Consider the following 20,637-nt stretch of genomic DNA (forward strand, 5'->3'; position numbering starts at 1 on the left):
GGTAGGAAAAATCACGAGCAAGGAGTAGGCTTGCTCGTGATGTGGTTGCCATCAGGCAAACTTACAAATTATCAAGCGCTTCCATCAGTTTGTCTTTAACATCCTTGCTAACCCATTTAGACCAAACGTCCTCATGTTCAAACATAAAGTTCTCTGCAGCATATTGTCCATCTGCTTGGTTTTCTTCGATCCACGCAAGTAAGCCATTCATTTGTTCATTGGTGAAAGAGCGCTTACCTAAGTAGGCATAAGCCTCAGGGGATTTTTCAGCAAATTCATCCGTAGTAATGGTATACACAGGTGAAGGTGGGTACATAGACACAGTTGGCTCTAAGCAATCAGCTAAGGCAATACAGTTGATGAATTCGTCTTTGTTAACGCCAGAGCCAAAGTCGACTTTGACCATCTTGTATTTACCTAGTACGGCCGTTGGCGCCCAGTAATAACCAAACCAAGGGGCTTTACGCTCATAAGCTTTGGCGATGGAACCTGCTAAGCCAGCGCCAGAACCTGGATCAATTAATTCAAATCCGGCGTCGTCTAATTTCAAGGCACGGAATAAGTTCGCGCTAGAGATCTGGCAGCCCCAGCCAGCAGGGCAACCATAAAAACCGGATACACTGTCGTCTTCAGGGTGTGGGAATTCTTTTGCGTGCTTGATAACACCTTCAATGGTTGCAAGCTCTGGGTCTTCTTCGACCATGTAAGCAGGTACCCAGAAACCTTCTTCACCACCGTCAGACAAAGATTTGCCTGCCAGTTTTAAGCGACCTTCATCAACACCTTGATTCAATACGGCATTGAAGGAGTTGGTCCAAAGTTCCGGAGCAATGTCTGGCTGACCTTTTTCGATCATTGAGGTGCCAGTAGGCATGGTGTCGCCTGGTACCAATTCAGCGTCACAGTCAAAGCCATTGCTTAGAATGAATTTATCAATGTTGGCAATCAATGAAGCAGAGCTCCAGTTCATGTCTGCAATGGTGACTTTTCCACATTCATGGTGAGCAGCGAATGCACCTGACGCACCTAGGGTAAGGGCGGCAGAAAGCAGTAATTTACTTTTCATAGTTGTGTCCTTTAGTGATGATTTTTATCAAACTTTTTGGTTTGTTTTTATAGGAAACTGACTATTAATTTACATCTCTAATCATTATATATCAAATGTTTAGCGCTTTTACTTGTGATTAAATGTATCTAAAACCCTTGGTTTGGTTACTCTTTGAGCGAAAAAAGAGCGTATAGGAAGCGGCGTTTTTATGCTGAGATTAGAGGTGTAAATTGTTTTTTTATCCGTGTTTGCTAGCGCATTTTGTCGCTCACTACCCACGGCGCTTTTGTGACCCCGGTTTGATGAGTTGGCATTCATAAAAAAAACGGTAAGATGTGTTCCAGAATAATCACTTAACAGCGGCATTTTGGCTGACAAAAATTAGTCAATTATGTCCATAGAGGCGCTTTTTTTGTTGGCAAAAAATCATACTACTGAGACATTGGTTAGCTTGCTTGAGCGGGTTGCTCAAAAAGACCAGGCCGCTTTCTCTGAATTGTATCAAGCGACGCATCGGAAACTTTTTGGCATAGTTTTACGTATCTTATCTAAGCAGGCTTTAGCAGAAGACATTCTACAAGAGGTCTATCTAACTGTTTGGCAAAAAGCCCCCGCTTTTAACTCGGAAGTGGCTTCTCCAGTGACTTGGTTAGCCACTATTGCTCGTAACAGAGCCATTGATGAAATACGCAAAACACAATTACCTGAACAGGAAAGCGATGTGGATTTTGACCTTATTCTGGACGACAAGATGAGACCAGAAGAGGCAACTTCACAGCGAAAAGAGCTGCAAAAACTTGAAACTTGCTTGCAAGGGTTAGAATCTCCAAAAGCGGAGATGATAAAAGCAGCGTATTTAAATGGTGAGTCACGTGAACAGCTATCAAGGCGCTTTAATCAGCCACTTGGAACTATAAAAACTTGGCTTCACCGTAGCATTAAGCAGCTACAAGGTTGCATGAAATGAAACACGATTTAGAAAACGAAAATATCGATATATTAGCGGCGGAATACGTGCTTGGCACTTTGTCTCAAGATGACAGACAGTGGGTGGCAGACCGTGCTCAGCAAGATAATGATTTACAACAAGCCATTGATCGCTGGCAGGCACATTTTGTCGGATTAAATGAGTATGTCACGGACGAGCGCCCTAGAGCTGATTTATTAGCAGACATACTGGCAAAAATTCCTGCTCAGTCCGAGTCGGAAGTGCGAACACTTGGGCGAGATGAATTAAGCCTACTTCGTCAGCAATTGTCTCGTTGGCGACGACTGACCTTCGCCAGTGTTGCTATGGCAGCGTGTTTGCTGGTGATGTTGGTGATTAATCCATTTACCTCAACATCACCTGAGTCGCCTTTTGTTGCTGTTTTTCAGGCTGATGATCAGCAGCCGGCGTTTATTATGTCATTGAATCTGGAGACTCGAGCGTTAACCGTGCGTTCAGTAACGGCTAAAAATCCACAAGGAAAGACCTATCAACTTTGGATTAAGTCGGATGACATTGGTCCAAATCCTCGCTCATTGGGGGTATTAGGCTCTGTTGTGGAACCTATTCATAAACAGGTAGATTTTGATGCCAACATCATTCGACATGCTACTTTTGGGATCAGTGTTGAACCAGAAGGAGGTTCTCCAACTGGCTTGCCAACGGGGCCTGCTATTCATGGTTGGTTGTATCCAACAGAGATTTAAGGGAAATTATTTTCAATAAAGATATCATTAAAAATCAATGGCTTGAGATTTTTATTTTAAAAAATAAACTCAGCTTGAAACTTTTTTCATCGCCTCTCGTAACTTAATAGGAGCAAGTAATTTTTTTAATCTGATTAGAGGTTTGTTATGAAAAAATCGATTTCACGTATGACATTGGCATTGGGTGCGTTGGCGATCACTGGGGCTGTTTTTGCAGGCCACCACGCAATGGATGATAAGTTGATGGTGAAGGGGAGTAATCAAGACGTCTCTACTGGTACTGTCACGGCGGATTCTATCATGGCGGCAGAAAACGGCTGGTTGGTGGTACACCGCACCAATAAAAATATGAAACCCGGTCCAGTTGTCGGTCATGCTCCGTTGAAAAAAGGCGAGAATAGCCAAGTGACAGCGATACTGACAGAGCCTGTAAAACCAGGTCAAATGCTGATGTTGATGTTGCATGGTGAGCAAGGTGGCATGAAAACCGGTATTTTTGAGTACACTTTAGGGGCGAAAGAAGACGGTCCAATTAAAGTCGATGGGAAATTGGTGATGGATGTTATTACCGCTAAATAACCCCTCAGGCCATGGGTGTAGGCGACTTGATCTTCATGCTTCGCTCATGGCCAATCTCATCACAATTGAATAATTAGGCAGTGTATTAGTAAGACTTCCTCTGCAAATTGATCCAAGGTGTTTAGACATGCGTAAGCTTACCAGTAAGTATACTATTGGATAGCTTGTTATGACCTTGTTTGAACATGAGATTTCCCGCGTGATTGAAATGGCTTGGGAAGATAGAACGCCTTTTGAAGCCATTGCCAGAGAATTTGGACTGTCAGAGTCAGAGGTCATTAAATTAATGCGTTCAGAGATGAAAGCGTCCAGTTTTAGAATGTGGCGAAAGCGTGTTTCTGGGCGTAGTACCAAGCATCTTCATCGTCGCTCTCCAGACGTGATTCGCGCCTACAGTCCAAGTCAATATAAGCCCAGATAAGTGAGCTTAGATCTCCACCAACCAATAATAGGCATAGCCTGTTATCAAAGCCGGTATGGTTGAATACAGTGTCGCTAACATAGCAGCTTTAGGGGCAAGTGCGATGGCAGGAAAAAGAGCATCGCCATCATTGCTGATGGCGTTTGCCAGTTGTGCTGATAGAGGAATTGCCCCTTGTAAGTAAAGGCCTGTGACCATGATTTGGGGCCCACAGCCTGGTAGTAAGCCAATGGCGGCAGCAACGAAAATGCTGCTCGCACCCCATTGTTGCAAAGCATCTAATAAGCCATCTCCGGTTGCGTGTAAGAGCAATTCAAAGCACAGAAAGGCGACCACCACCCAGCTGGTAACAAACTGAGTATCCTGAGCTACTTTGCGAATCCAGTGCTTGGGTAGGCTGTTATCATTTTCTTTTGCCAACTCGGAAAAACGATCACTTTTGGCCGACAGTGCCCACAACAATAAACACGCAAAGCCCGCAATGGCACCCAATGATTCGATTAATTGATCCGGCAATCCCAATAGCTTATTAACATCGTGCTGCATGGCCATTAACAAGGCGATCATAGTCACTGGCACAATTAATAAGCACCAGAAGGCAATGTTGGTACGGCTTACCCAGATATCAAATTGGTTAGGGGCCTTGAGTTGTTTTATTGCGTCAGTGGATTGTTTAGGGGGATCAAGCTGAGGGCTGGGTAAAAACCAAGTGGTAAATAGTCCCGATATAATTCCGACTAAAATACTAATCGGCAAAACAATCATAGCCTCTTCAGGTCGTTGACTAATTAACAAAAAAGCAGCGTCTCCCATGGTACTGGTCAAGACGGCGACAACGGCACCAAAACCAATTTTGCCTTGTGTATATTGAGTGATAATGACAATCGCCCCACCACAGCCTGGTAAGACGCCCATGACACCGGCGAAAATGACTTCTCTGTAAGGTTTATGGCTCATCCATTGTTTTAGGCCTGAGGTATCAAGGTGGTGACTTAAGCCGTAATACAGAGCCAGTGTTGCAGCGACAAAGGCTGAGACTTGTAAAAAAGCATCGGACAGCACATTAGCAACCATGCTTTGTAGGCTGGGTGTGAGCCAGAGTATCAGCACAGCAATGGGTATGAATCCCCGTTTGTTGATATGGATTGCTTGTGCTGCACGATGAATCTTTATTTGGTTAGAAAGCAAGCTTATGGCCTATTTGGTTATGCTAATAAAAATAATTATCATTTATATATGAAATAATTCAAGCTATTTATTTATGAAGATGTGTAAAGCGTTGTGATGGTAGGTAAGTCGTACTAAGTGTAAGAAAGCGTATAGGCTGGATTTCGTCATAGCGCTACTTTGAGAAGCTGTACTATTGGTTTTAAACGGTGGCGAAAGCCTTTGATCAAGACGTTTGAACGTCTCGTATGAGGTTACTTTGTACTTTGATTGCGAAAGGAATACAAAAGAGAAAAAAGGCGATAAATGTTTATCGCCTTTCAATTGTTTGCAGCACACCACAATAACTGTGGTGTGTGTTGTTCTTTCTAACCTAAGGAAATAAAGGTTACGAAATTTTCGTCAATTTTTCTTCGATGCTGTTTAAAATGCCTTGGGCATCAAGTCCTACACGTTTCAGCATAGTACTATGACTGGCATGTTCTTCATATTGGTCTGGAAGGCCAAGATGTAATGTGGGCACCAGAATATTGTTCGCTAACAGGAATTCACTAACGGCAGAGCCAGCGCCGCCCATAATGGCGTTTTCTTCCACTGTAACAATCAGTTTGGCGTGTTTGTTTGCCAGTAAGACTTGTTCGTCTAACGGTTTCACAAAGCGCATATCCAGCAAGGTGGCATCCAGTTTTTCAGCGGCATGCTGTGCATCGTAAGTCGGTCGTCCAAAGCTGCAAATAACAATGCCTGAGCGTCCTTCTCGTAGACATCTGGATTTACCTATTTCAAGGCTCGAAAGTGTGTTTTCGATGGCAACACCAGGGCCATTACCACGGGGGTAGCGGACTGCCGCTGGCCCTTGGTACAAATAACCAGTTTGTAGCATCTTACGGCATTCGTCTTCGTCAGATGGTGCCATGACGACCATATTCGGGATGCAGCGTAAGTAACTTAAATCGTAAACACCAGCATGAGTGGGTCCATCTTCTCCGACTAGACCGGCGCGATCTATGGCAAATAAAACATCAAGGTTTTGCAATGCTACGTCGTGAATTAATTGATCATAGCCACGCTGTAAGAAGGTTGAGTAAATAGCGACGACAGGTTTGATGCCGTCACATGCCATGCCCGCAGCGAGTGTCACCGCATGTTGTTCTGCAATGGCCACATCAAAGTAACGATCAGGAAAGCGCTCAGCAAATTCAATCAGGTCTGAGCCTTCTTTCATAGCGGGTGTGATGGCCGCTAATTTGCTGTCTTGTTCTGCTGCATCGCAAACCCATTGCCCAAAAATATTACAGTACTTAGGCTGCTTACTCTGTGGTTTCGCTGGGACTGGGTCCGGCTCAATTTTATTAATGGCATGATAACCAATCGGGTCACCTTCTGCCGGTTCAAAACCTTTGCCTTTTTTTGTGATGACATGAAGAAATTGAGGGCCTTCACGGTCTTTAAGATTGGCAATGGTGGTGAGTAAGTGCTCAATATCATGACCATCAATTGGGCCAATGTAGTTAAAACCTAACTCTTCGAACATCATGCCCGGTGAAACCATGCCTTTCATGTGTTCTTCGGCTTTACGAGCCAATTCTAATGCAGAAGGCAGCCCTGAAAAGACTTTTTGACCACCTTTGCGAATGCTGTCATAAGTTTTACTGGCCCAGATTCGGGCAAAGTAACTCGATAGGGCACCAACCGGTTTGGAGATGGACATTTCGTTGTCATTAAGAATCACCAGCATATCGGCTTTGACATGACCGGCATGATTTAGGGCTTCAAAAGCCATGCCAGCAGACATAGCACCATCACCAATTACGGCAACTGACTTACGGCCAGTATTAAACTGTCGTGCCGCCAGAGCCATACCCAGTGCGGCACCGATTGAGGTGCTTGAGTGTCCGACGCCAAAAGTATCAAATGGGCTTTCTTCTCGTTTCGGGAAACCCGAAATGCCGTCTTCTTGACGTATCTTTAGTAAGGCTTCCCGTCGTCCTGTGAGTATTTTGTGTGGATAAGCTTGGTGACCCACATCCCAGACGATACGGTCTTCTGGTGTGTTGTAGATGTAGTGAAGGGCAACGGTTAATTCCACAACCCCCAATCCTGCGCCAAAGTGTCCGCCCGTTTGACCGACACTGTATAGCATAAATTCTCGTAATTCGCGGACAAGGCTAGGCAGTTGCTCTTTATTAAAGGCGCGCAAGTCTTCAGGTGAATTGACTTGGTCAAGTAACGGCGTAACAGGTCGCGCTGTAGGTATCTCTTCAAACATGGGCACAGGTTTGGTCACATATTGTTAATCTAAAAGGCGGATAAGTATATCAGTGGTTGCGACCAATAATATAGTTAGCAAGCTCAACTAATGGTTGTGCAGGGTCACCAAATGGCTTAATTGCTTCTAATGCTTGTTGGTGAAGTGTATTGGCGAACTCTTGAGCCCCCTTGAGACCAAGCAACTTTGGGTAAGTCGGTTTGTTCGCGGCCTCGTCAGAAAACTGGTTTTTACCAAGCGTGTTGGTGTCACTGGTGATGTCAATAATGTCATCTTGTACTTGGAAGGCGAGTCCAATGGCACTGGCATAGCGATCGAGTTGTGCCAATTTATCACTGTCGAGCATGCCCACACTGATGGCTCCCATTCGCACACTGGCCCGAATTAACGCACCAGTTTTATGTTGATGCATTTGTTGGAGGGCCTGTTGGTCAATGTCATGACCGACATTGGCTAAATCAATCATTTGTCCTGTCACCATGCCGTGACGACCAGATGCATGAATAAGTTCTTGAATTAATTGAAGTTGCAAGCTAGCGTTGGTATGTTGTGACTGACTTAGTAGCTCGAAGGCAAATGTTTGTAGTGCGTCGCCAGCCAAAATCGCTGTGGCTTCATCGTATTGAATGTGGCAGGTTGGTTTACCGCGACGCAAATTATCGTCGTCCATCGCTGGCAAGTCATCGTGAATCAGTGAATAGGCGTGAATGGATTCGATAGCCGCTGCGCAAGCATCGGTGAGTTCGCTAATGTCACTAAATAAGCTGGCTGTTGCATAGGTCAACATAGGACGGACACGTTTGCCGCCATTAAAAAGACTGTATGCCATGGCCTCTTGAAGATGATTGGCTGGAACATACTGGTCTAAATTTTGCGTGAGGTAATGATCAACTCGACGGCGGGCAAATTGTGAAAAATCGTCTAGGGTCACGAATTAGATTCCGGGTCAAAAGTTTCTAAATGCTCACCATCTTGCTTTTCAAGCAGAATCTGAACTTTTTGTTCAGCTTGGGTGAGAACGGATTGACATTCTTGACTTAGTTTAACACCTTTCTCGAAGGCTTTTAGCGCTTCTTCAAGAGAAAGTTGATTCGATTCAAGTTGAGCGACTAGGGTATCTAATTCGCCAAGGTTTTCTTCGAAGTGACGGACACTGTTTTTACGTGACATGTTAGTTACTCTTGATAAAACCTACGTTTTTTAACAGAAAAAAGCTTACTGTTCGAGTCAGAATTGATGAAAATTACAAAAATCATGCAAGAAGTTGCGATGATGGGTCAGTCTTTCGTATAGAATCACCAGATGTTTCAGTGAGAAAAACGCTTTTGTTAGGAGACGTATGTGGATATCGCAACGTTAATAGGACTAGTTGGTTCTTTTTTAGTTGTTATTGCCGCCATCTTTGTTGGCGGCTCAGCAGGAATGTTCATCGATGTAGCATCCACCCTGATAGTATTGGTTGGCTCAACCTTTGTGGTGCTCATGCAATATCCACTTGCACAATTTCTCGGTGCGGGCAAGGTGGCGGCTAAGGCCTTCATGTTCAAAAGCGTACCGTTAGATACCTTGATCGACGAAGTATATGGTTTAGCGGATGAAGCCCGAAAGGGAGGATTGCTATCCTTAGAAGGCAAAGAGGTGAGTCACCCTTTTCTGTCTAAAGGCATACAAATGCTGGTGGATGGTCATGATGGCAATGTGGTCAAAAGTCAGCTCAGTAAAGAAATGAATCAGTCCTATTACCGACACACCAAAGGAGCCAAAGTATTTAAGGCGTTTGGTGATGTGGGACCCGCTATGGGAATGATTGGTACTCTGGTTGGTCTGGTTCAGATGTTGGCCAACATGGATGACCCAAAGGCCATTGGTCCTGCCATGGCGGTTGCACTCTTAACCACTCTTTATGGCGCTATGTTAGCCAACATGGTGTGCTTACCGATTCAAGCTAAATTGATGACTCGTGCTGATGAAGAGTTACTTTGTCAAAAAATGATTATGGATGCGCTGTTGGCGATTCAATCAGGGCAAAATCCACGTATTCTGGATGGCGCACTGAAAACCTACATTGCCGAAAGTAAGCGTGCAGAGCGCGAGTAAAATTAAAGTTGTTAGCGGATTATCCACATGAGTGATCAAGAAGAACAAGATTGCCCTGAATGCGAAGAAGGCCTGCCCGCCTACATGGGGACCTTTGCGGACTTAATGTCCTTGTTGATGTGTTTCTTCGTGCTCCTGCTTTCGTTTGCTGAAATGGATGTCATTAAGTTCAAGCAAATTGCAGGTTCATTAAAAGTGGCATTTGGTGTTCAGCGTGAAATTAAAGCCGATGCGATTCCGATGGGAACCTCGGTCATTGCACAAGAGTTTAGTCCCGCGAAACCTGAGCCAACTCCAATCAATGAGGTTCGCCAAAAGGTCGATAGCACTCCAGAAAACACCTTAGAAGTGCTCTGTAAGCCAGATACGGCTGAATTAAAAGAGCGTCAGGAGTCTGGTTCACCATCCCCCGTCACCTTCGTTGATAAATCTCAAGCAGATATCGAACGAGAAAAGAAAATTCAAGAGACAGAAGGCGACGCGCAACAGATTGCTTCCGTGTTGAGAGAAGAGATTTCTAAGGGAACCGTTGAAATCGAAACCAAAGAAGAAACCATCACCATACGTATCAAAGACCAGGGGTCATTTGAGTCAGGTTCAGCAGAACTTAATTACGACTTTATTCCAGTCATTGATTTGATTCGTGATGTGTTAGTGGGGATTCAAGGCACTATTTCAGTAGAAGGTCACACCGACAACTTACCCATTCAAAGTCGCCAATTCCGCTCTAACTGGCAGTTGTCGGCGGCACGGGCGATTTCAGTAGCGGAAGAACTTTTTGCGACTGGACAGCTTAGCCAGAATCGTTTTTCTGTTACAGGTTTTGCTGATACGCGTCCTTTGGTACCGAATGATTCAGCTTTCCATCGAGCAACTAACCGCCGTGTTGAAATTGTCATTAAACAAAATGATGTTCGCCCACAAATGCGCGACACCATAGATGATATTCCAACGGATGGGGTCATTGAATTTGATCAGACCACTTTGGATGATCTGGCACCGGACGAAATATTTTAATTAGGGCGTTTCTAAAGGGAGCTTAAGCTCCCTTTTTATTGTTTAATCGTTTGATAGTGCTGAGATAATGCTGAGATTTTTGTGTTTTTTTGCTATGGTTTGCGCAAAGAAATTTGAGGAAGAAGACAAATGCGAGTAGCAGTCATTGGCGCATCTGGGCGCATGGGTAAAAACTTAGTAATGGCCATTTCAGACATGCAAGGCGTGTCACTTGGTGCCGCTATCCTTAAGCCTGGTAGCAGTTTATTGGGCGCAGATGCTGGTGAAATAGCTGGTATTGGTAAGTTAGGTGTGGCCGCGGTAGCCAGTTTGGCTGATTGTGTCGACGACTTTGATGTTTTGATTGATTTTACGACACCTGCTTTAACGCTTCAAAATGCCGCATTTTGCGCGCAACATGCGAAAGCCATCGTCGTTGGAACAACGGGTTTAAACGACGATGAAAAAGCTCAACTTGAACGCTTTGCTAAGCAATCCCCTGTCGTTTTCGCTCCGAACATGAGTGTTGGGGTAAACTTAACCTTGAAGTTGCTCGCGACCGCCGCTGAAATCTTGGGTGATGATTATGATGTGGAGATTGTTGAAGCGCATCATCGTCATAAAGTGGATTCTCCTTCTGGAACAGCCTTGCGCATGGGTGAAGTGGTGGCAGATGCTTTGGGTCGAGACTTGAAAGAATGTGCTGTGTATGGTCGTGAAGGTCAAATTGGCCCACGAACACAAAAAGAGATTGGTTTTGAAACCATTCGTGCTGGCGACGTGGTTGGTGAGCACAGTGTTTGGTTTGCGACGGAAGGTGAGCGTATTGAGATTGTTCACAAAGCCAGTAGTCGGATGACCTTTGCAAAAGGCGCGGTAAGAGCAGCAAGTTGGCTGGAAGGTAAGGGCGCTGGCATGTATGATATGCAAGATGTGTTGAATTTAAAGTAATCCAGCTCTGTATTTAGCGTAAAAAAGCCACCTTGCTTGCAAGGTGGCTTTTTTATTATTGGTTTGTGTTGAAATAATTCGACAGCTTACTATTGAGCGTCTGGAGAGTTGATCACTAACAATGGCGCAGCATCAAGAGATTCTGCATCCATCATCATGGCAATACGTTGCAATGAAGACAGTACTTGAGTCTGTTCCCAGCCTTCCAAAGCATCAAATTCATTGATGAACTTTTCGTGTAATAAAGGTGGCGTTGTTTCAAGGATTTGCATGCCTAAATCGGTCAAGCGTGCATTGACTATGCGCTTGTCTTTTTGACCTCTAACACGTTCTACATATTTACGGTCTTCTAAGCGGTTCAGAATGGTTGTCACTGTTGCTTGGCTAAGAGACACGCTGTCTGAAATACGTCGAACGGTAACGTCGCCCAATTCTTCGATAGAGCGTAAGACCATAATTTGAGGGATCGTTAGTCCACATGCCTTTACGACACGCTTAGATTGTAAATCCGTCGCGCGGATAATGCGTCTTAGGTGAACGAGAACATCGTGAAGGTGTTGTGGTGTTGACATAACAATTTCGGGCCCAGAAAAATTAGCGGATTATAGAGGGTTGGCAGTCCCTGCGAAAGCCAAGTTTAAATTTATTACAGCTCAAAGTATAGAAGTTGAGTTGGAATTGCGAAAGAAAAGAATTGTAATGGCAATGAGGGGCGAATTAAAAGGGCTATTTAAGCCCTTTTAGTGCATCAAATGCGGCAATGGCTGCCAATCTGGCTGGTTTATAATCAAGTACCGGCATTGGGTACTGACATTCCTGTCTTTGCTGGGGAGTCGGGTTATGAATCGACTTATTGTCTAGCCTTGCTAATTCAGGCACAAAGCGACGGATGAAATCACCATGCTTGTCGTAAGTTTCGGACTGCCTTGTGGGGTTGAATACTCGAAAATAGGGGGCAGCATCACAGCCGGTTGAGGCGCTCCATTGCCAGCCGCCATTGTTGGCTGCAAATTCACCGTCGATCAACTTGCTCATAAAATAGGCTTCCCCATGGCGCCAATCAGCAAACATTAGTTTGCTGAAAAAGCTGGCCGTAATCATTCGCAAGCGATTGTGCATCCAGCCTGTTTGATTGAGTTGTCGCATGGCGGCATCAACAATGGGAAAGCCGGTTAGGCCTTGTTGCCAAGCATCGATTTCGGTTTGATTGTGCCGCCAAATAAGAGCATTGGTTTCAGGCTTGAAAGGAAAACCTTTTGATAGTGCGGGAAAATGCACCATCAACTGACGATAAAAATCACGCCATGCGAGTTCTTTTAACCAGATACTGTCTTGCCAGGATTTGTCTTCCTGACTGCAAGTGTAATGAATGGCTTCTAGGCATTGCCTTGGTCCCAAAGCACCAAGCGCCAAATATGGCGATAAAGTACTGGTTGCAGGTTGGGCTGGATAATCTCGATCTTCGTTATAATGCCTTTCTTTATGATGGCAGAATTGCCATAACTTTTGTCGAGCGATAGTTTGGTCGGCAGGCCACAGATCCTCTCTATATGAGACGTTTAGATGTGCTGGTAAGGCAACATCTGACAATGGAGTGGACTGAGCTGATGGCGCTGGTAATGGTGTTGGGTCTTGTTGTGATAACAAGGTGAGCCAACGTTTAAAGTAGGGGGTAAAAACTTTAAAAGGGGTTTGCTGTTGGCTCAATACGGGGTTGGCCACGATGAGATCCGAATCCTCAATGTGACAAGCGATATTATTCTGGGTCAAGAGAGAGTGCACAGCTTGATCCCGTTTTTGTTCATCAATTGGCAGTTCTTCATTGAACCAGAGGTGTTGAATCTGGTGTTGTTCGCAGAAATTATGAATCGCAGTTGGTAAAGAAGAGAACTTGTCTTCTTTGATAAAATGAACGGGAATGCCAAGCTCTGCAAGAGACTTGCAGAGTGTTTGCATTAAGCCGAATCTCAGTGCCGTTTTAGCATCTGATTCATTGTGTTCTTGCCATTGCGCCTCGGTCACGGTTAATAACACAGCAATAGGACCTTGTTGAGACGCATGGTAAAGAGCAGGGTTATCTTCCCATCTTAAATCATTTCGAAGCCATACTAGGTGTTCAATTTTCATGTTTTGTGTGGCTCTCTTTTATACGGTGTTACGAATCCCAAGCGGGCTTGGATAAGGTGTAAAGTAGCTTTGCTGATTGATGTATTCACTACCGTGATGTTTTAAGTAGTGATGCAGTAAAGTCATTGGTGTCACTAAGTTCACCTCACCTCGTCGATATTGCTCTACAACGTCTAGAATGTCTTTACGTACGGAAACGTCGACGGCATTCTTCAAGTATCCCACTAAGTGCATTAGGACATTGCAATGATTCTTACGCTTTGCAGGCTTGGATAGGCAAGTCATAAGAATTTTGAAATACGCTTCTTTTAAGGCTTTGATTGGTCTTGGGTCGTTACCTGACAGCAGTCTTCCTAGCTCACGATAGATAGGCTGTGAATGCGCCATAACAAGATATTTATAACGACTGTGAAACTCAATTAAGTCTTTCATCTTAGGTTCTTCAGGAACGCTATGACGGAAATCATGGTGTGTGAATACACGTAGTAAGAAGTTTTCTCTTAAATTCGGATCGTTCAAGCGACCATCTTCTTCTACTGGCAGTAATGGGTAACGCTCCATTAATGCCTTGGTGAACAGACCAGCAGTACGTTGCATGTGTGGGTGACCGTTTTCCTGATACACCTTAATTCGCTCCATGCCACAGCTAGGTGAGTTTTTCATTACAATGTAGCCATCTAAATGGGACAAGGTATCAAGATAGTCGGCACTTCCTGAGCGGAATCGGTCTGTTAAATCCTCCCCAGTTTTTTTACTAAAGGTCATAATCGGGTCGTTTGGATCCCCTTCTAAGCGCAAGGTTGGTCTTGGTGTGCCAAACCCAGCAGCAACTTCTGGACAGAACTTTTGATAATCGAAGTAATCACTCAACACATTATCACAGTAATTTGAGTGGCTATGGCCGCCATTAAAGCGCACATTGTCACCTAATAGACAAGCACTGATACCAACTGGAATTTTTCGCTCTAACTGATCTGGAGTGTATTTTGAATGAGGCATGTCTATCTCCTTAAAGCTCTGTTTGAAGGCTTGCTGGGTTATTTATGATCCAATCCGTTAGTGTTAATGCACTGATAAGGGCACCTTCTGCGTCTCCTTGACACAACCAATCTGCGGCTAGTCCCACTTGGTGTTCGGGGGTCCAAGCGTAAGTTTTATTGCCACGGTTTTCTGTATAACGACTAAAAAACCAGCGATGGGGATCACCGTGTTGTCTTACTCTTTGTTCTGTATGTTCAGCAAACGCCTGTTGGAGTGCTTGCGCTACCCATTGCTTATCTTGATCAAGGTGTTCAGCAGTCCACTCGGGAGAAGCTTGAATGACCCAACGGTCGACCTCTGCTCCTTCTCTAGCGGGTTTGTAGTTGTCTTTTATCATGCGTTGGATAGGCGAATCTTTAAGCTCAATGATGGCGTTTAAGTCGCTTGGTTGGGTTTCTAACCACATCGCCCATTGGGACTGATATTGTTTGCAGGCTTGATTTGCTCTCAGCAATAGAACGGCCAGATCAGAATGGGTTGCTAATAGCATGGCCGCTTGATGAGCTGGCGTGGCTATGATGACCTTAGTTGCTTTGGCGCAGGCTTGATATTGATCATTTCGTAATAACCAGACCAATTGGCCGTCAGCCTCGAGGAAACGGTCCATTTGCTGTACTTTGGTTGACGTGATGAATGGGACTTGATCCAGCCAGTGGCGAGTAAGGCTGCTCATTTTTGGTGTCCCCACGAAGCCAGGTATTTGTTTGCTGCTAATTTGTTTCCACTGTGCCGCTACACCCGTTTTAACTAAGTTTTTAAACAAGGCTTTTGTTTCTGGCTGACTGGCAAAAATGTACGGCGCACCCAGTTCACAACTGATCGTTTCACTAATCCGTTTGCTGCCTGCACGACCGCCAGAACCACGACTTTTATCAATCACACAAACGGAGAATCCAGCTGAAGACAACTGTTTTGCACACAAGCTACCAGCCAGACCTGCACCAATAATGGCTACATCAAAGGTTGGAATGTCTTGTTGTTTTGTGATGGTAGTGGTCATGATTTTTTGCCTCTGCAAATTGCTTTCTTATACAATATATAATTTTGTACAAGAAAATCAATAAACTTGTACAAAAAAATATTTGTATAGTTTTTGTGGGTGTTTTAAGTTTAGACCACTGTGGGTAGATTGCCTCAGGTAAGTGTTAGGAAATGGGAATAAAGACGGTAATGAATGATTGGAAAAAGATATGAAAGACGCAGAGCAAGGCTTTTCTGAAAAAAATCAACAAGACAATGAGTTGGCAGATGTGTCTGCCACTAACTTATTCCCAATTCGAGAGTTGTCCCTAAAAACTGGCGTGAACTCTGTGACTTTAAGAGCTTGGGAAAGACGATATGGTTTATTAAAGCCAAAACGAACAGGAAAAGGTCATCGACTTTATGATCAAGCAGACGTTGTGCGAGTCGAAGCCATTATGAAATGGATTCAGCAAGGCGTTGCGGTGAGTAAAGTAAGAGCATTATTGGATCAGACTAATGAGCAAGAGGGCGTGGCTGTAAGTGTCCAGTCAGACAATGAATGGCAACAATGGCGTGAGAGCTTAGTTGCGGTGGCAAATCAATATCAAGAAAGTAAGATAGAGCAACTTTATCAACAGATTTTCTCTCAATATCCCGCTGAGATTGCGGTGCGAGACTGGTTAATACCGAGTTTAGAGATGATTCCTAAAGGGGCTGAATTGGCTTTTACAGAGTCTGTCCTATTGGCTTGCTTGAGTAATCGAATAAGCAGTATGAAAGTACAGCAGAAGTCTGCAGACAAAGAGGTGTTGATTACCGGCTTGTCTTGCCAACGGCTATTATCCGCTTATGTAGCAGCCGCCATGTTGTTAGATAAAGGTGTTCGCTGTCAGTTGATTATGACGCCACAGCATTATGAAGATTGGCGCGCATTAGTTCGCCAACTAAAAGTGGATGCCGTATTGGTGTTTTGTGAAAATGACTTGGTTAATCGAGTAGAAGATGTATTAGACAATATGGCTGAATGGGAGACCACAACCGTGGCTGTTGGCGCAAGTTTTTGGCTGGCAGCGAATGACCTGTCAAAAACCAAAGTGGGCCAGGTTAGTGTCATGTCAGATAGCATAGAAGGTATCAAGGCTTGTATTTATGAGTTAGAGAGATAGTGAGTACATAAGAAATCAAAAAAACTATTAGCCTTATCTATATTATAAACTTTAACAATTCACTGTTCCCCTCTAATATAAATATTAAATAAAGAGGGGGATATGACATGGCTAAAACTATCACATTTGCTGTAATGCACTTTTCTATTGCGTTCACTGTGGCGTACTTAATTACCGGAAGCTTTTTAGTGGGAGGCTTGGTTGCAGTTGTCGAGCCTGCAATTAATACCGTTGCTTTTTACTTTCATGAAAAAATTTGGACTAAATTGTCAAAATCGAATGCCACAATGGAAATTAAGCAATCTTTCCGAAATGCCGGTGAAAGTTATGCACTACGTTCTATTTAGCAGCCATTTTAAAAACATAAAAAATGCCGCTGTCTTTTCAGATCAGCGGCATTTTTTTGATCAAGCGACTTGCTTATTAGCTAAGCGGGTTGATCAAGAAGTATAGAACGATAGCAACAGCAATAGGTGCTGTGTACTTCATTGAGATGTTCCATAGCTTGAAGATGCCATCTGAAAGTTGCAACTCATCCTGTGCAAATTTGTCTTTCACTACCCAACCAGCAAACAATGAAATCAAGATACCACCAAGCGGTAGCATGATGTTCGCTGTGATGTAATCTAGGAAGTCAAAAGTATTTTTGCCGAAGAAAGTCACATCAGACATGAAGTTGAATGAACCTAGGCAAGCAATACCCAAGCCCCAAACGATGATACCTAGGCCGATAGAGGCAGTTAGGCGCTTCAGTTTGAATTTCTCTACCAAGAATGCCACGGTTGGCTCTAGTAATGAGATAGCGGATGTCCAAGCAGCCACACCAACCAATACAAAGAATAATGTACCGAACAACTGACCAAACGGCATTTGACCAAAAGCAACAGGCAAAGAAATAAACATCAAGCCTGGGCCAGCACCTGGGTCCATGTTGTTAGAGAAGATGATTGGGAAGATTGCAAGACCAGCGACCAAGGCTACTAGAGTGTCTAGCGCACCAATAGTTAGTACAGTTTTACCAATTGACGCTTTTTGTGTCATGTAAGAACCGTAAGCCATGATGGTACCCATACCCAAGGATAGGGTGAAGAATGAGTGACCTAGTGCGATCAGAGCTGAGTTCCAAGTTAAGGCACTGAAATCGAAGTGGAACATGAAGTTCCAGCCGTCACCGAAGCTGCCAGTTGTCATTGCGTAACCAAGAAGGATAAGCAGTAGCACAAACAGAGCAGGCATCATTACGCGGGTTACGGTTTCGATACCTTTGTTTACACCTGCAGCAACTACTACCACAGTCATGATGCTGAACAGAGTGTGCCACAACAACAAGGTTGTCGGATCTTCAAGCAAGCCACCAAACGCTGCACCAGCTTGTTCAGATGTCACACCCAGCATTTCGCCTGTTAGCATGATTTTGATGTAATGCAGTACCCAGCCACCCACGACAGAGTAGAAAGAGAAGATCAAAACGCCAGACAACATGCCCATTAGACCGATGATGCTCCAAGACTTAGAGCCAGCAGACTCTGCTGCCAAATCGGTTATTGCGTTGATTGGGTTTTTGCGTGCACGGCGACCGATAAATACTTCCGCCATCATGATTGGAATACCAACTAGCAAGATACAAGCTAGGTAAACTAATACAAATGCCCCACCACCATTTTCACCTGTGATGTAAGGGAATTTCCAAATGTTACCCAGACCTACAGCTGAGCCTGTTGCCGCTAGAATGAAAATCCATCGGCTAGCCCAAGAGCCTTGGATTGATGTTTTATTATTCATATTTATCTCTATTTGTTGAAACCGTAAAACGAGATCGAAGATGTTAAGAGCCTAGGTAAGTGCGTATTTTGACTTAGTGAGCATCTTATTAATTATGCTTATCTTCGATTAGGGGGCGGATTTTCCGAATTTTAGGGCCTATTTGCAACAAAAAATGCGCTTTTCTTGTCACTTTGTTTATTTTTTGTCCCTTTATTGTGCGCTATTTGGTTTTATCTTTGAGCGTTGAAAACGCACAAATAATTAGACATCTAATTATTTATAGACTATAAAATCATTCTATGTATAATGTTTAGACATCAAATTAATTTCCTTTGTAACCCAATAAAAACCACTTTACAGGGTTTTTAAGAATTTTTACGTCATATTTTCGGAGATTGGTTTTGATAATTGGTTTGAGATCAAATTAAATGGAGAAGGGATATGTCAGTCAATAAGCTTGTGTTCAAAAAGCCTGTGCCAGAAGATGGTGCAAACGTATATGAGCTGGTTAAAAAATGCCCGCCTTTGGACGGTAATTCAGTTTATTGCAACCTTCTACAAACATCGCATTTTGCAGATACCTGTGTGGCAGCAAAGCGCAACGATACTCAAGAGTTGGTTGGCTTTGTATCAGGGTATGTCTTACCCAATGACTCGAGTACGTTATTTATTTGGCAGGTGGCTGTCAGTGAATCGGCTCGTGGGGAAGGTCTAGCGAAAAAAATGATAGTGAACTTATTAACGCGAGAGTCCTGCTCCGACGTCAAATTTATTCACACGACCATTACTAAATCGAATCAAGCTTCTTGGGCACTATTTAGAAGCTTATCCAAAGAGCTGGAAGCCGATTTAACCGAGTCTATCCAGTTTGATCAAGAGTTGCATTTTAACGGTCAACATGACACCGAATTTTTGGTTGAGATTGGTCCAATAAGTCGCTGATTTAGCGATTTACCACATTGTTTATATTTAAAGAAAAAGGAAGCTTACTATGAAAATTTTTGATGAGATTGAATCCGAAGTACAGTCCTATGCTCGTTCATTTCCACGTGTTTTTCATCGCGCGCTAGGGGCTCACTTATTTGATGAGGAAGGCAATAAGTATTTAGATTTTTTGGCGGGCGCTGGCACATTGAATTATGGCCATAATAACCCGATTTTTAAGAAGAAACTCGTTGAATACATCCTGGAAGATGGCATTACGCATGGCCTTGATATGCACACCAAGGCGAAAGGTGAGTTTTTACAGAGCTTCAAAGAAAATATTTTAGAGCCTCGTGGTTTAGAGTATGTCATGCAGTTCACTGGCCCAACTGGGACCAATGCTGTGGAAGCGGCTCTTAAGCTAGCCCGTAATGTGACAGGGCGCGAAAACATTGTGAGTTTCACCAATGGCTTCCATGGTTGCAGTTTAGGTGCGCTTTCCGTTACAGGTAATTCCCACCACCGTGGTGCTGCTGGGACCAACCTTGGCGCTGGTGTGTCAACGGTTCCTTTTGATGGTTACTTGGGCGAAGGCATTGAAACGACGGAATACTTAGACAAAGTCTTTTCTGATTCCAGTAGTGGTGTGGATATTCCGGCCGCCGTTATTGTTGAAACGGTTCAAGGTGAAGGCGGCATTAATGCGGCGAGCTTTACTTGGCTACAGAACTTAGAAGCCGTGTGTAAAAAACACGATGTGTTGTTGATCGTAGATGATATCCAAGCTGGTTGTGGTCGTACTGGTACCTTCTTTAGTTTTGAAGATGCCGGCATTAAGCCTGACATTGTTACTATGTCAAAATCCTTAAGCGGTTACGGTTTGCCATTTGCTGTGGTATTGATGCGTCCAGAATTGGATGAATGGAAACCGGGCGAGCATAACGGAACATTCCGTGGAAACAACTTGGCTTTTGTGACAGCGAAAGAAGCCATTGAGACTTATTGGAAAGATGATGCGTTTGAAAAAGAAATCAAACGTAAAGGTGAGTACATTCATCAGCGTACACAAGCCATCGTGAATGAGTTCGGAGAAGGCAATTTCACGTTACATGGTCGAGGCATGATGCGTGGTATTAACTGTGTGAGTGGCGAGTTAGCCAGCAAAATCACTAAGAAATGTTTCCAGCATGGTTTGATGATTGAGACATCCGGTGCAGACGATCAGGTGGTTAAGTTTTTATGTCCATTGATTATCAGTGATCAAGATCTAAAAGAAGGCATTGATATCCTCGAAAAATCCATTCGTGAGATCTGTGCGAAAGAAGATGATATGCCAGAAGCCAAAAGCTACTTTGATGAGAATTACGACATTGCCGTGTAAGCGGTGATGTTACTTATTGCATTGATATTGGATTAATAACAGATTTTA

The 20,637-nt window shown here is 43.9% G+C and carries 21 protein-coding genes; 11 read left to right on the top strand and 10 right to left on the bottom strand.

What is annotated here, in order from left to right; all coding sequences use genetic code 11:
- Window positions 1-61: 61 nt before the first annotated feature.
- Window positions 62-1,066, bottom strand: coding sequence for an ABC transporter substrate-binding protein (locus DFP76_RS05140; RefSeq protein WP_113873580.1), 1,005 nt, complete (start codon window positions 1,064-1,066; stop codon window positions 62-64).
- Window positions 1,067-1,460: 394 nt separating this feature from the next.
- Here DFP76_RS05140 and DFP76_RS05145 point away from each other — a divergent pair, with 394 nt between their 5' ends.
- The 4 genes from DFP76_RS05145 (at window position 1,461) to DFP76_RS05160 (ending at window position 3,743) form a co-directional block, all read left to right on the top strand.
- A complete protein-coding gene (locus DFP76_RS05145; RefSeq protein ID WP_245931874.1) occupies window positions 1,461-2,015 on the top strand; it encodes a sigma-70 family RNA polymerase sigma factor in 555 nt (184 codons plus the stop codon).
- The gene (locus DFP76_RS05150) at window positions 2,012-2,743 is read left to right on the top strand and encodes an anti-sigma factor (protein ID WP_113873582.1); all 732 of its coding nucleotides are present in this window, start codon (window positions 2,012-2,014) and stop codon (window positions 2,741-2,743) included. The genes DFP76_RS05145 and DFP76_RS05150 overlap by 4 nt, the downstream gene beginning before the upstream one ends.
- A gap of 147 nt (window positions 2,744-2,890) precedes the next feature.
- Entirely contained in the window at window positions 2,891-3,322 is a 432-nt protein-coding gene (locus DFP76_RS05155; RefSeq protein ID WP_181799791.1) for a DUF7282 domain-containing protein, read from the top strand.
- A 169-nt stretch (window positions 3,323-3,491) separates the two neighbouring features.
- Window positions 3,492-3,743, top strand: a complete 252-nt coding sequence (locus DFP76_RS05160; RefSeq protein ID WP_113873583.1) for a TIGR03643 family protein — start codon at window positions 3,492-3,494, stop codon at window positions 3,741-3,743.
- Between the two features lie 6 nt (window positions 3,744-3,749).
- Here the strand turns inward: DFP76_RS05160 and DFP76_RS05165 are convergent, their stop codons facing one another.
- The 4 genes from DFP76_RS05165 to DFP76_RS05180 form a co-directional block, all read right to left on the bottom strand.
- Window positions 3,750-4,931, bottom strand: coding sequence for a putative manganese transporter (locus DFP76_RS05165; protein ID WP_245931875.1), 1,182 nt, complete (start codon window positions 4,929-4,931; stop codon window positions 3,750-3,752).
- 367 nt (window positions 4,932-5,298) lie between these two features.
- Window positions 5,299-7,179, bottom strand: coding sequence for a 1-deoxy-D-xylulose-5-phosphate synthase (dxs, locus tag DFP76_RS05170; RefSeq protein ID WP_113873729.1), 1,881 nt, complete (start codon window positions 7,177-7,179; stop codon window positions 5,299-5,301).
- A gap of 49 nt (window positions 7,180-7,228) precedes the next feature.
- A complete protein-coding gene (locus tag DFP76_RS05175; protein WP_113873584.1) occupies window positions 7,229-8,110 on the bottom strand; it encodes a polyprenyl synthetase family protein in 882 nt (293 codons plus the stop codon).
- Window positions 8,107-8,349: an exodeoxyribonuclease VII small subunit gene (locus DFP76_RS05180; RefSeq protein WP_063334492.1), complete on the bottom strand. Its 243-nt coding sequence runs from the start codon at window positions 8,347-8,349 to the stop codon at window positions 8,107-8,109. The genes DFP76_RS05175 and DFP76_RS05180 overlap by 4 nt, the downstream gene beginning before the upstream one ends.
- 171 nt (window positions 8,350-8,520) lie before the next feature.
- Here DFP76_RS05180 and pomA point away from each other — a divergent pair, with 171 nt between their 5' ends.
- The 3 genes from pomA to dapB all read left to right on the top strand — a co-directional run bounded on the left by pomA (window position 8,521) and on the right by dapB (window position 11,223).
- Window positions 8,521-9,276, top strand: coding sequence for a flagellar motor protein PomA (gene pomA / locus DFP76_RS05185; protein WP_063334493.1), 756 nt, complete (start codon window positions 8,521-8,523; stop codon window positions 9,274-9,276).
- 27 nt (window positions 9,277-9,303) lie between these two features.
- Window positions 9,304-10,293, top strand: coding sequence for a flagellar motor protein MotB (locus DFP76_RS05190; protein ID WP_113873585.1), 990 nt, complete (start codon window positions 9,304-9,306; stop codon window positions 10,291-10,293).
- Between the two features lie 129 nt (window positions 10,294-10,422).
- Entirely contained in the window at window positions 10,423-11,223 is an 801-nt protein-coding gene (gene dapB / locus DFP76_RS05195) for a 4-hydroxy-tetrahydrodipicolinate reductase (RefSeq protein WP_113873586.1), read from the top strand.
- An 89-nt stretch (window positions 11,224-11,312) separates the two neighbouring features.
- On the opposite strand, the gene DFP76_RS05200 is transcribed toward dapB, so the two are convergent.
- From DFP76_RS05200 to DFP76_RS05215, 4 genes are all read right to left on the bottom strand, one after another.
- On the bottom strand, window positions 11,313-11,795 hold the full coding sequence (locus tag DFP76_RS05200) for a MarR family winged helix-turn-helix transcriptional regulator (protein WP_113873587.1): 483 nt from the start codon (window positions 11,793-11,795) through the stop codon (window positions 11,313-11,315).
- 154 nt (window positions 11,796-11,949) lie between these two features.
- Window positions 11,950-13,350: a deoxyribodipyrimidine photo-lyase gene (gene phrB, locus DFP76_RS05205; protein ID WP_113873588.1), complete on the bottom strand. Its 1,401-nt coding sequence runs from the start codon at window positions 13,348-13,350 to the stop codon at window positions 11,950-11,952.
- Window positions 13,351-13,368: 18 nt separating this feature from the next.
- Entirely contained in the window at window positions 13,369-14,349 is a 981-nt protein-coding gene (locus DFP76_RS05210) for a YbgA family protein (RefSeq protein ID WP_113873589.1), read from the bottom strand.
- Window positions 14,350-14,359: 10 nt separating this feature from the next.
- Window positions 14,360-15,391, bottom strand: a complete 1,032-nt coding sequence (locus DFP76_RS05215; RefSeq protein WP_113873590.1) for an NAD(P)/FAD-dependent oxidoreductase — start codon at window positions 15,389-15,391, stop codon at window positions 14,360-14,362.
- Window positions 15,392-15,581: 190 nt separating this feature from the next.
- Between DFP76_RS05215 and DFP76_RS05220 the strand changes: the two genes are divergently transcribed.
- Both DFP76_RS05220 and DFP76_RS05225 read left to right on the top strand, forming a co-directional pair.
- The gene (locus DFP76_RS05220; protein WP_113873591.1) at window positions 15,582-16,520 is read left to right on the top strand and encodes a MerR family transcriptional regulator; all 939 of its coding nucleotides are present in this window, start codon (window positions 15,582-15,584) and stop codon (window positions 16,518-16,520) included.
- A 107-nt stretch (window positions 16,521-16,627) separates the two neighbouring features.
- A complete protein-coding gene (locus DFP76_RS05225) occupies window positions 16,628-16,867 on the top strand; it encodes a DUF2061 domain-containing protein (protein WP_113873592.1) in 240 nt (79 codons plus the stop codon).
- Window positions 16,868-16,943: 76 nt separating this feature from the next.
- On the opposite strand, the gene DFP76_RS05230 is transcribed toward DFP76_RS05225, so the two are convergent.
- Window positions 16,944-18,302: a sodium-dependent transporter gene (locus tag DFP76_RS05230; protein WP_113873593.1), complete on the bottom strand. Its 1,359-nt coding sequence runs from the start codon at window positions 18,300-18,302 to the stop codon at window positions 16,944-16,946.
- 423 nt (window positions 18,303-18,725) lie between these two features.
- Here DFP76_RS05230 and ectA point away from each other — a divergent pair, with 423 nt between their 5' ends.
- Window positions 18,726-19,226: a diaminobutyrate acetyltransferase gene (gene ectA / locus DFP76_RS05235; RefSeq protein WP_113873594.1), complete on the top strand. Its 501-nt coding sequence runs from the start codon at window positions 18,726-18,728 to the stop codon at window positions 19,224-19,226.
- Between the two features lie 49 nt (window positions 19,227-19,275).
- The gene (ectB, locus tag DFP76_RS05240) at window positions 19,276-20,589 is read left to right on the top strand and encodes a diaminobutyrate--2-oxoglutarate transaminase (protein ID WP_113873595.1); all 1,314 of its coding nucleotides are present in this window, start codon (window positions 19,276-19,278) and stop codon (window positions 20,587-20,589) included.
- The last annotated feature ends 48 nt before the right edge of the window (window positions 20,590-20,637 follow it).

The sequence above is a fragment of the Marinomonas aquiplantarum genome, assembly GCF_003314975.1.
In the GTDB taxonomy this organism is placed as follows: Bacteria; Pseudomonadota; Gammaproteobacteria; order Pseudomonadales; family Marinomonadaceae; genus Marinomonas; species Marinomonas aquiplantarum.